The organism is Streptomyces sp. CA-181903 (assembly GCF_050937075.1).
In the GTDB taxonomy this organism is placed as follows: Bacteria; Actinomycetota; Actinomycetes; order Streptomycetales; family Streptomycetaceae; genus Streptomyces.
In genome coordinates, this window is sequence record NZ_JBNJLY010000001.1 from 4855486 (window position 1) to 4866758 (window position 11273).

Here is an 11273-nt window from a genome sequence, read left to right on the forward strand (position 1 = left end):
TCAGGCGTCCTTTGCGCGGTCGGTGCCGGTGCCGGTCCCGGCGTGGCGGCGGCGGCCGAGGTGGTCGCGCGCGATGCCGCGGAGCACGGCGTAGCCCCGCTCCTCACCGTCCCGGTCGATGCCGAACAGCCGGTTGTACTGCATGTGGAGCAGACCGAGGAGGGCGGCGGTGTCGTGCGGCACCACCAGCGGCCCGTAGGCCCGGCCCGCCGGGGCGCCGGTCCACAGCTCCGCCAGGCGGGGCGCGCCCAGGAGGGCGGCGAGGCCGGCGGCCGCCCGGCCCGGCAGGACGGCCTTCCTGGCCGCCGCGCGGTGCCGCTGGAACGCGGTGTGCTCCGGGCTCTTGGGGAAGACGGCGTCGACCCAGGCGCACCAGTCCCAGTCGCCCAGCGATTCCAGCAGGGCGGCGTGGTTGGCGGCGGCCAGGACCTCGTCCGGCGGTTTGGGGCCGCCCCGGGCGCGCAGGGCGAGTTGGTCGAGTGCCGAGCGGCTGTCGAGGTGGAAGAGGCGTTCGGCGTGCGGCATCGCGTCGGGGCCGCCGTAGCGTCCGGTCTCCGGCTCGTAGGTGTCCAGGACCAGCCGGCGGAGCAGCCCGGCGTCCTGCCAGGACCGGGCGTGCCGGGCGAGGACGGGCAGGACGTGGCCGTGCAGCGGCCCGGGCGCGCCGTGGAACCGGAGCCGCAGGTGCGGATCCGGGTCGCGGTAGCGGAGGAAGAACCACCGGTCGGTGTCCTCGCCGGCATCCCGCACGAGCCGGGGCAGCCAGCGGCCGAGGAGCTCGGCGTGGGCGTCCTCCGCGGCGTACAGCTTGGCGTAGAGCCAGTCCTCGCCGGGGAGGTGCCGTCCGGCGCGGGGGGACGGCGCGACGGTCCGGGGTGCCGCGGTCCGCGACGTGACGGTCGGGGGCGCGGTGGCGGGCGCCGACCCGGCGGGCCCGGGGCGGTGGACCAGCGGGACCACCACCTCGGTCCGGTGGCCGCCGGTCCAGCCCAGTCCGCTGCCGTCGGCCGACGGGTCCTCGGTGACGACGAAGGGGACGCCGGCGCTGACCTCGTGCCGCAGCACCCGGCGGTGCCACGGGTCGGTGAGGTCGAGGCCGTGGCCCCGGTCGTCGACGACGAGCTGGACGAGGTCCGGCACCCCGTGGCGGTCGCGCCAGGCGGCCACCTCGGCGTCCCAGCGCGTGGGGTCGGCGGCCGCCGCGCGCAGGTGCCGGTCCGGCTTCCAGCGGCGCGGGCAGAGGGTGACCCTGCCGAGGGTCACCCGGGGGAGGACGGGCAGGTCCTCCAGCCCGTACCAGTCCCAGCCCGTCCACGGCCGTCCCCGGCCGTGGCCGATGTCGACCAGCAGCCGGGCCGGGCCGGGGGCCAGCCTGTGCGGGTTGACCATGTGGGGGACGACCGGCAGGACCGTGCGCCCGGTCGCCGGATCCGTCAGCCGCAGTCCCGACGCGTCGACGCCCACGAGCAGCCGGCGCCAGTCGAGGTGGCCCGGTCGGCCGGGGTCCGCGTACACCCCCACCGGGATGCGGTGCGGCACCAGCGCGGGGACGCGCATCGGGTTGAGGACGCGCGGGTCGTGCGGGCGGAAGACGACCTGGGCGGGCAGGGCCCGGCCGTCGTCGAGCCGGCCGAGGGTCCGAGCCAGGTCCTCGGTGGCGCCGAGGAGCTGGGCGAACCGCGCGACGGTGGCGCCCGCGGTCCAGGAACCCGTGTGCGGTCCCGCGATCAGGCGGAACTCGCCCCGGTCGAGGGCCGCGAGGTCGTCGGCGAGCAGGTGGAAGCAGAGCTCCAGCGACTGCGGGGGCATCGTCCGCCGCTCCGCGTCGGACGGTTCCTCCTGTGTCAGCAGGGCCCGCACCCCGGAGTCGAGCCGGAGTTCGCCGCCGTGCGCGGACAGGGCCTCCTGCACCAGCTCGGCCAGCAGCAGGCGGCGCCGGCGGGCGGTGTCGTCCCGGGGGTCGTGCGCGGGCGGTGCGGCGGCGGGGTCCTGGTAGGCGGCGGGCAGGCCGAGGCCGCGGTGCGGGTCCACGAGCTCGCCGAGCGGGACCAGGCCGTTCGTGCCGTAGCGGTCGACGAACGCGTCCTGGTAGTCCCGCAGGTGCGGCAGGGCCGCCCAGCGGGGCGAGAGCGTCCACATCACGGAGGCGTACCGCCGGACCTCCTCGGCGACGGCCTCGGGCAGGCGGACGTCGGCGGCCGCTCCCAGGTCGACCTGGACCGGCGGGGGCCCGCCGGGCCGTCGGGGGCGACGGCCGCCACGGCGGCGCGCCAGGCCGGGCCACCGGCCCCCGGGTCCGTCCGTTCGTACGCCGCCAGGGCGGCCCGCACGCCGCGCAGTTCGGCGACGGCGTCCGGCAGTGGGGCGACGGCCTCCTCCACACGGTCGAGCGTCCGGCCGTCGACGTCCGGCTCGCCGAGCGAAGCGAGCAGGAAACCGTGCCGGAGCAACTGGGCCAGGGCGCCGTCGACGCGTTCGGCCGGCACGTCCGGGAACGTCGCGGCCGCCTTCGCCAGCAGTTCGCCGTACGGGACCGGGGCGGCCGCGGCCTCGCGGGCCCAGTCGACCAGGGCGTTCCGGCGTACGGAGACGTCTCCGCGCTCGGCGGGCAGCAGCAGGCGGTCGCCGCGTACGCGGCAGAGGTCGTTGACGGCCACGGAGATCCGCTGCCGGACCTCCGGGTCCGTCAGCCACCGCCGGACGCGCCCCTCCAGCCAGGCGCCGTCCACCCGGGCGGACTTCCGGCCCGGCCCGGTGAACTTCACGCGCGCGGGTCCGGTACGGGCCACGGCCACCCCGGCGAACAGGCCGAACGGGGTGGGCCGGCCGCTGTGCCGCAGCGCGTACCGGGTGAGGGAGAGGGCGGTGCGCGTCAGGTCCCCGGGGCCGGGCTCGGCGCCGGCGTCGAGCCGGTCGAGCGCGTCGGCGAGGCTGCCGCTGGCGACTCCCACCGCCTCGCGCAGCAGCGGGTCGGCCGCGAGCCGCCGGATGTGCGCCAAGGGGTCCGTCTCCCCGGTGGGGAGGTACCGGGTACGGGGTGCGCCGGCCATGCGGACGAACAGCGGTCCGGCGGTTTCGTAGTGGTCGTACGGCAAGTCTTGCCCCCTCGTGAGCGGCCGACCGCGGCCGGGACGCGAGCCGGGGGCGGCCGAAGCCGCCCCCGGGTACCGGTGAGAGCCGGTCGTCAGTTGCAGTTCCAACAGCGGGTGACGTGGCCGCCCCAGCTGTTGCAGGTGCTGGTGCCACCGACGTACTTGGTGGCGGTGAAGTCCGTCTCCGGGACATTCACGTCGAAGTCGAGGTCGGTGACATCCAGGTAATCCTGGGCGGCGTCGACGGAGTCCGTGTTCGGCATAGAAATCCCCTGACGTTTCGTCGCGTGGCGGTGAAGCCTTGCGAGGCGGAATTCGAGTTCGCGAACTTGCCGGTGACTTTAGGCGCGGCGAATAGCGATGATCAAGGGATGGCCGTGCGCCGGTTCCGGAAGCGGGTGTCCGCCTTGTCGCGCCCGCCGCGTATTCGTCTGCGATGTCCCGCGCGATGCGCCACGCAGGGCGCCCGGTGGAATACGCACGGTCATGACGAGGGGGCGTGGAACGGTAAAGAAAGGGAAAACAGAACCGGAACTTCCGGGTCTCGGCGGAATGTATGTCACCTTCACGCCGGGCCGTCCGCGGCGGCGTCCGTTCCGGAGGGTTTCCGGCGGGCGGGGGCCGCCGGCGGTTCGCCGCCCGGCCTCGGCGTGTCCCCGTGCGGCCCGCTCGCCCCACCACCCCCCCGCTCCCGCATCCGGGCGGTTTCTCGCCGCCGAGGTGCACGTTCAGCGCCTGTGGGAGTGCACCGAGTGGTCCGATTGGTGATATTTGTCCCTGCGTCGGCGTCCCGTCGTACCCCGGCCCCGACCGGTTCCCGGCACCCGAGGAGGCAGTCCATGCGAGGAGGCGTACGGAGCCGGGCCGGGGCGGCCGTGTGCGTCGTCGGGCTCGCCGCGGTGGCCGCCGGTGGGTGCGGGGGCGGGGTGGACGAGCGGGCGGTGGGGGTGGTGCGGGCGTCGTGGGGGGATCCGCAGAACGCGCTGGAGCCGGCCAACACCAACGAGGTGCAGGGCGGGAAGGTGCTGGACCTGATCTTCCGGGGGCTCAAGCGGTACGACCCGGCGACCGGCGCCGCCGAGAACATGCTGGCCGAGAAGATCGAGTCGGACGACGCCCAGAATTTCACCGTCCACCTCAAGGACGGCTGGACCTTCAGCAACGGGGAGAGAATCACCGCGCAGTCCTTCGTGGACGCGTGGAATTACGCGGCGCTGGTGGACAACCGGCAGAAGAACGCCGCTTTCTTCGCGTACGTCGACGGTTATGACAAAGTGCATCCCGTGCACGGTGAAGCGACCGCGAAGACGCTTTCCGGGCTCGCCGTCAAAGACCCGCGGACGTTCACCGTCAAGCTCCGCACCAAGTTCTCCACCTGGCCCGACACCCTCGGCTACCCGGCCTTCGCCCCGCTGCCCCGGGCCTTCTTCGAGGACCACGCGGGATGGCTGCGGAAACCCGTCGGGAACGGCCCGTACGCGATCGACGCGTACACCCGGGGGTCCGTCATGCGGCTCAGCAGGTGGGACGGGTACCCGGGCCCGGACAAGGCCGAGAACACCGGTGTCGAACTCCGCGTCTACACCGACAACAACACCGCGTACACCGACCTCCAGGCCGGCAACATCGATCTCGTCGACGACATCCCCAGCACCCAGCTGAGAAACGTCCGGAAGGACCTCGGGAACCGCTACATCAACCAGCCGGCCGGCATCCTGCAGACGCTCGTCTTCCCGCTGTACGACGAGCGGTGGTCGAAGGCCGGGATGGAGAAGGTCCGGCGCGGGCTGTCCATGGCGATCGACCGGGAGCAGATCACCCGCCGCATCTACCGCGGCACCCGCACCCCGGCCGGCGACTGGACGTCACCCGTGCTCGGTGACAAGGGCGGGTACCAGGCCGGGCTGTGCGGCGAGGTCTGCACCTACGACCCGGTCCGCGCCAAGGAGTTGATCCGCGAGGGCGGCGGACTGCCCGGCGGGCGGGTCACCCTCACCTCGAACGTCGACAGCGGGTCCCACCGCGTCTGGATGGACGCCGTGTGCAACAGCGTCAACAACGCCCTCGGCGACGACCGGGCGTGCACCGTCAACCCCGTCGGCACCTTCGCCGACTTCCGCAACAGGATCACCCAGCAGCGGATGACCGGCCTGTTCCGCTCCGGCTGGCAGATGGACTACCCGCTCATCCAGAACTTCCTCCAGCCCACCTACTACACCGACGCCTCGTCCAACTACGGCAAGTTCAGCGACGCCCGCTTCGACCGGCTGGTCGACGAGGCCAACGCCGAGTCCGACACCGGGAAGGCGGTCGCCAAGTTCCAGGACGCCGAGCGGGTCCTCACCGAGCTGATGCCGGCGATCCCGCTCTGGTACCAGAACGGGAACGCCGGTTACACCGCCGACCTCTCCGACGTGACGCTCAACCAGTTCAGCGTGCCCGTGTACGAGCGGATCAAGGTCAAGTGATCCCCGTCTCCACCGCACCACGAGGAGGGGTCCCATGGGACGGTACGTGATCCGCCGGCTGCTCCAGATGATCCCGGTGTTCATCGGCAGCACGTTCCTCATCTTCTTCATGGTCTACGCGCTCGGCGACCCCGTCGCCGCCCTCTTCGGCGACAAGGCTCCCGACCCGGCCGTCGCCGCCCGCATCCGCGCCGAGCTCTACCTCGACCAGCCGCTGTGGAAGCAGTACCTGCACTACATGGGCCAGATCCTCACCGGGGACTTCGGCACCGCCTTCACCGGCCAGCCCGTGCTGGAGCTGATGGGGGACGCCTTCCCGGTGACGCTGCGGCTGACGATCGTCGCCGTGGCCTTCGAGGTCGTCGTCGGCATCGCCCTGGGCGTCGTCAGCGGGCTGCGGCGCGGCCGGCCCGCCGACACCTCCGTGCTGATGGTGACCCTGATCGTCGTTTCGGTCCCCACCTTCGTCAGCGGCTACCTCCTCCAGTACCTCTTCGGAGTGAAGTGGGCGGTCGTCTCCCCGTCCGTCTCACCCGGGGCGGCCTTCGCCGAACTGCTGCTGCCCGGCGCCGTCCTGGGCCTGGTGTCGCTCGCCTACGTCACCCGGCTGACCCGCACCTCGCTCGCCGAGAACGCCCGCGCCGACTACATCCGCACCGCCGTCGCCAAGGGCCTCCCACGCCACCGCATCGTCCTCCGGCACCTGCTCCGCAACTCGCTGATCTCCGTGATCACCTTCATCGGCGCGGACGTCGGCGCGCTGATGGGCGGCGCCATCGTCACCGAGCGGATCTTCAACATCCATGGCGTCGGCTACCAGCTCTACCAGGGCATCCTCCGGCAGAACTCGCCCACCGTGGTCGGCTTCGTGACCGTCCTCGTCCTCGTCTTCCTCCTCGCCAACCTGATCGTCGACCTCCTCTACGCCGTGCTCGACCCGAGGATCCGCCATGTCTGAACCCCCGTTCCCGGGGCCCCGGAGGGGCCCGCCGCCGTCAGCCCGGGCGACGGCGGTGCCGCGCGGCTGGCGTCCCGTGAGGCGGAGACCCTGGAACGGCCGGCGGGGAAGGTCCCTTCCGGACCGGCCCCGCGCGCGACCGAGAAGACGCGCAGCCTGTGGTCCGACGCCTGGCACGACCTGCGGCGCAACCCCGTCTTCCTGCTCTCCGCGCTGGTCATCGCGTTCCTGCTGCTGATCGCCGTCTGGCCGGGGCTGGTGGCGGGCGGCAATCCGCTCCAGTGCGACCTCGCCAAGTCCCAGGAGGGGTCGCAGCCCGGCCACCCCTTCGGCTTCGACGCGCAGGGCTGCGACGTCTTCACCCGCACCATCCACGGCGCCCGCGCCTCCATCACCGTCGGCGTCTGCGCCACCGCCGGGTCCGCGCTGCTCGGCAGCGTCCTCGGCGGGCTCGCCGGGTACTACGGGGGCTGGTGGGACGCGCTGCTCTCCCGGCTCGCCGACGTCTTCTTCGGCATCCCCATCATCCTCGGCGGCCTCGTCTTCCTCTCCGTCGTCACCGGCGGCTCCGTCTGGCCGGTGGTCGGCTTCATCGTGCTGCTGGGCTGGCCGCAGATCTCCCGGATCGCCCGCGGCGCGGTCGTCGCCGCCAAGCAGCACGACTACGTCCACGCCGCCCGCGCCCTGGGCGCCGACGACCGGCGGCTGCTGCTGCGGCACATCGCGCCCAACGCGGTGGCCCCCGTCATCGTCGTCGCCACCATCGCCCTCGGCACCTACATCGCCCTGGAGGCCACGCTGTCGTTCATCGGCGTCGGCCTCAGACCGCCCACCGTCTCCTGGGGGATCGACATCTCCAACGCCTCCAACCAGATCCGCAACGCCCCCCACATGCTGCTCTGGCCGGCCGGATTCCTCAGTGTGACGGTGCTCGCGTTCATCATGCTCGGCGACGCGGTGCGCGACGCCCTCGACCCCAAACTGCGCTGAGGAGACGGCCGTGAGCGATGCCCTGCTGGAAGTCCGCGACCTGCACGTCGAGTTCCGCACCCGGGACGGCGTGGCCAAGGCCGTCAACGGCGTGAGCTGCGCGGTCGACGCCGGGGAGACGCTGGCCGTGCTCGGCGAGTCCGGGTCGGGCAAGTCGGTGACCGCGCAGGCCGTCATGGGCATCCTGGACTCGCCGCCCGGCCGCGTCACCGGCGGCCAGGTCCTCTTCCGCGGCCAGGACCTGCTCACCATGGGCGCCGAGCACCGGCGCCGGCTGCGCGGCGACCGGCTGGCGATGATCTTCCAGGACGCCCTCTCGGCGCTCAACCCGGTGCTCACCGTCGGCGCCCAGCTCGCCGAGATGTACGAGGTCCACCAGGGCATGACCCGCAGGGACGCGCGGGCCCGCGCGGTCACGCTCATGGACCGGGTGCGGATCCCGGCCGCCAAGGACCGCGTCGGCGACTACCCGCACCAGTTCTCCGGCGGCATGCGGCAGCGCATCATGATCGCGATGGCGCTGGCGCTGGAACCGGACCTGATCATCGCGGACGAGCCGACGACCGCGCTCGACGTGACCGTGCAGGCCCAGGTGATGGACCTCCTCGCGGAGCTGCAGCGGGAGTTCACCATGGGCCTCGTCCTCATCACCCACGACCTGGGCGTCGTCGCGGACGTCGCCGACCGGATCGCGGTGATGTACGCGGGACGCGTCGTCGAGAACGCCCCCGTCCGCGACCTCTACGCCGCCCCCGCCCACCCCTACACCCAGGGCCTGCTGGAGTCCGTCCCGCGCCTGGACCGCAAGGGCAGGGAGCTGCACGCGATCAAGGGGCTGCCGCCCAACCTCGTGAACATCCCGCCCGGCTGCCCCTTCCACCCCCGCTGCCCCAGGGCCCGGGACATCTGCCGCACCGACCGGCCGCCCCTCTTCCCCGTGGCCCCCGGCCGCAGTAGCGCCTGCCACTTCTGGCAGGAGACCCTCGACGAGAGCCGGGGAGGCTCCTGATGCGCGCCGACGGCGGGGCGGTCCTGGAGGTACGCGACCTGGTCAAGCACTACCCGCTCACCCGCGGCGTCCTCGTCCGCCGGCAGGTCGGCGCCGTCCGGGCCGTCGACGGCGTCTCCTTCGACCTGCGGCGCGGCGAGACCCTCGGCGTCGTCGGCGAGTCCGGCTGCGGCAAGTCCACCCTGGCCCGGCTGCTCGTCAACCTCGAACGGCCCACCGCCGGGCGGATCCTGTACAAGGGCGAGGACATCACCCGGCTGTCCGGGCGGGCGCTGAAGGCCGTCCGCCGCAACATCCAGATGGTGTTCCAGGACCCGTACACGTCGCTGAACCCGCGGATGACCGTCGGCGACATCGTCGGCGAGCCCTTCGACATCCACCCGGAGGTGGCACCGAAGGGCGACCGGCGGCGCCGGGTGCGGGAGTTGCTGGACGTCGTCGGCCTCAGCCCCGAGCACGTCAACCGCTACCCGCACCAGTTCTCCGGCGGGCAGCGGCAGCGCATCGGCATCGCGCGCGGGCTCGCCCTGCGCCCCGAGATCATCGTCGCCGACGAGCCCGTCTCGGCGCTCGACGTCTCCGTGCAGGCCCAGGTCGTCAACCTGCTGGAACGGCTCCAGGACGAGTTCGAGCTGTCGTACGTCTTCATCGCCCACGACCTGTCCGTCGTCCGGCACATCTCGGACCGGGTGGCCGTCATGTACCTCGGCCGGCTGGTCGAGGCGGGCACCGACGCCCAGATCTACGACCACCCCACGCACCCCTACACCCAGGCACTGCTGTCGGCCGTACCGGTGCCCGACCCGTCCGTCCGCACCCGCCGCGACCGCATCCTGCTGATGGGCGACGTCCCCTCGCCCGCGAACCCGCCGTCCGGCTGCCGCTTCCGCACCCGCTGCTGGAAGGCGCGGCGCCGCTGCGCCGAGGTCGTGCCGCCGCTGGAGGTCCCCGAGGCGTTCCGCGAGACCGGCGGCCCGGCGGCACACGTGTCCGCCTGCCACTACGCGGGGGAGCGGCGGGTGGTGCCGACGGCGGGGGAGGAGCCCTGAGCCGGGGTCCCGCGAACGCTCTCCCCGCCGGCCGACAAGTACGGTCCGAGGGCCGCTGACCAGGCGGCCGGGGGAGGGTGGCCGGTGGAAACCGACGATGAGCTGCTGGTGCGCTCGGCAGGGGAGGCACGGGCCTTCGAGCCGCTGGTCGGGCGGCACGCGACCGCCCTGCACGGCTACTTCGCGCGCCGGGCGCCCGGGGCGGCGGACGACCTGCTGGCGGAGGCGTGGCTGCAGGCCTTCACGGCGCGGGGTACGTACGACCCGGCGCGCGGCACGGCGCGCGCCTGGCTGTTCGGGGTGGCCCGGAACGTCCTGGCGGCGCACTGGCGCGGGGAGGCCCGGCAGCGCCGGGAGATACGGGCGGACGAGCCGAGCAGCGACCCCTGGCACGCGGTCGACCGGCGGCTGGACGCGGCGGCGGTCGCGCCGCTGATCCGCGAGACGATGGCGGAGCTGCCGCATGTGGAAAGAGAGTTGATCCTCCTCGTCGCCTGGGAGCAGCTGTCCCCGGCCGAGGCCGCCGCCGTGGTCGGCGTCCCGGCCGGCACGGCCCGTTCCCGGCTGCACCGGGCGCGCGCCCGGCTGCGCGCGGCCCTCGCCCCCTCCGGAACGCTGCCCCTGACAGGAGACCTCACATGAGCGGGAACGCACGCAAGGACGGCACCGAGCGGGACGAGCGGGACTACCTCGACTTCACCGGCGCCACCCGGCTGCGGGCGGCCGGCCGCGTCGAGCCGCCCCCGGCGGACGTCGTCGCGGCGGCTCTCGACGCGGTCCGGGCGGCGGCCCGCGCCGAGGAGGGGCGCGCGCCGGAGGGCACCACGCCGGCGCCCGCCGCGCGCGTATCGGACGCCTCCGGTGCCGTACCGCTCCGCGTCCGGTGGCGCCGCCGCGCGCCGGTGCTCGTCTCCGCCGCCGCGGTGGTGGCGGTCGCCGTGGGGGCGGCGGTCTGGTTCGGGCCGGGGGACGACGGGGGCGGGTCCGGGTGGCGGAGGCGGGGGCGACGCCGTCGGAGGGGCCCGCCACGTTCTTCGAGGTGCGGACCGCCGAGATGTCCAGGGGCCTGCGCGGCGTCGAGGCGAAGTCCACGAAGACCGTCTGGCTGGGCCGGACGGAGGTCCGGTCCAGGTCGGGGGACGGACCCGTGTACCAGGAGCCGCGGTCGGCGGACGGCGAGACCCTGGCCTTCGAGGTGAACAGCAGGGAGGTCCGGTGGGACGACCTGGACAAGCTGCCCACGGACCGTGAGGCGCTGCGCAAACGGCTCACCACCAAGGTGCCGGGCATGGGCGACCCGTCGCCGGAAGGGCTGTTCAACGGCATCGAGGAACTGCTCGCACGGTCGCCCGCCCCGCCACGGCTGCGGGCCGCGCTGTACGACCTGCTGCCCGGCATCCCCGGGGTGCGGGCGGCGGGTACGGTCCGCGACGACAGCGGCCGGACCGGCACGGCCTTCGACTACACGGGCGACGACCGGAGGACCCGCCTGGTGATCGACCCCCGGACGCATCGGGTGCTGGAGACGGCGACCTTCCTGGTGGGTGACGCCGATCCGCGGAACATGCTCCTCGGCGGGCTCAAGGACGGTGCCGTGGTCAGCCGCACCACCTACCTCGTCACCCGGCCCGTCCAGGAGGCGCCTCCCGCCAAGCCGCTTCCCAGGATGACGTCCCTCCCGTTGCCGGGGGCCACGGCGGGCTGAGG

General features: G+C 73.7%; 10 protein-coding genes. 7 read left to right on the forward strand and 3 right to left on the reverse strand.

Translation table 11 applies throughout. The annotated features are described in order from the left end of the window. The 3 genes from ACQEVS_RS21785 to ACQEVS_RS21795 form a co-directional block, all read right to left on the reverse strand. The gene (locus tag ACQEVS_RS21785; RefSeq protein ID WP_433027799.1) at positions 1-2208 is read right to left on the reverse strand and encodes a lantibiotic dehydratase; all 2208 of its coding nucleotides are present in this window, start codon (positions 2206-2208) and stop codon (positions 1-3) included. After that, on the reverse strand, positions 2139-3095 hold the full coding sequence (locus ACQEVS_RS21790) for a lantibiotic dehydratase (protein ID WP_433022820.1): 957 nt from the start codon (positions 3093-3095) through the stop codon (positions 2139-2141). Before ACQEVS_RS21790 ends, ACQEVS_RS21785 begins: the two co-directional genes overlap by 70 nt. Before the next feature lie 89 nt (positions 3096-3184). After that, positions 3185-3355, reverse strand: coding sequence for a hypothetical protein (locus ACQEVS_RS21795; RefSeq protein WP_433022822.1), 171 nt, complete (start codon positions 3353-3355; stop codon positions 3185-3187). Positions 3356-3931: 576 nt separating this feature from the next. Between ACQEVS_RS21795 and ACQEVS_RS21800 the strand changes: the two genes are divergently transcribed. The 7 genes from ACQEVS_RS21800 (at position 3932) to ACQEVS_RS21830 (ending at position 11271) form a co-directional block, all read left to right on the forward strand. Then, the gene (locus ACQEVS_RS21800) at positions 3932-5560 is read left to right on the forward strand and encodes a peptide ABC transporter substrate-binding protein (protein ID WP_433022825.1); all 1629 of its coding nucleotides are present in this window, start codon (positions 3932-3934) and stop codon (positions 5558-5560) included. Positions 5561-5594: 34 nt separating this feature from the next. After that, entirely contained in the window at positions 5595-6518 is a 924-nt protein-coding gene (locus tag ACQEVS_RS21805; RefSeq protein ID WP_433022828.1) for an ABC transporter permease, read from the forward strand. 66 nt (positions 6519-6584) lie between these two features. Then, entirely contained in the window at positions 6585-7508 is a 924-nt protein-coding gene (locus tag ACQEVS_RS21810; RefSeq protein ID WP_433027802.1) for an ABC transporter permease, read from the forward strand. A 10-nt stretch (positions 7509-7518) separates the two neighbouring features. Further along, positions 7519-8517, forward strand: coding sequence for an ABC transporter ATP-binding protein (locus ACQEVS_RS21815; protein ID WP_433022831.1), 999 nt, complete (start codon positions 7519-7521; stop codon positions 8515-8517). Beyond that, on the forward strand, positions 8517-9566 hold the full coding sequence (locus tag ACQEVS_RS21820) for an ABC transporter ATP-binding protein (RefSeq protein WP_433022833.1): 1050 nt from the start codon (positions 8517-8519) through the stop codon (positions 9564-9566). Before ACQEVS_RS21815 ends, ACQEVS_RS21820 begins: the two co-directional genes overlap by 1 nt. An 84-nt stretch (positions 9567-9650) precedes the next feature. Further along, positions 9651-10208: an RNA polymerase sigma factor gene (locus tag ACQEVS_RS21825; protein WP_433022835.1), complete on the forward strand. Its 558-nt coding sequence runs from the start codon at positions 9651-9653 to the stop codon at positions 10206-10208. A gap of 346 nt (positions 10209-10554) precedes the next feature. After that, on the forward strand, positions 10555-11271 hold the full coding sequence (locus tag ACQEVS_RS21830) for a CU044_5270 family protein (protein ID WP_433022838.1): 717 nt from the start codon (positions 10555-10557) through the stop codon (positions 11269-11271). Positions 11272-11273: the final 2 nt, after the last annotated feature.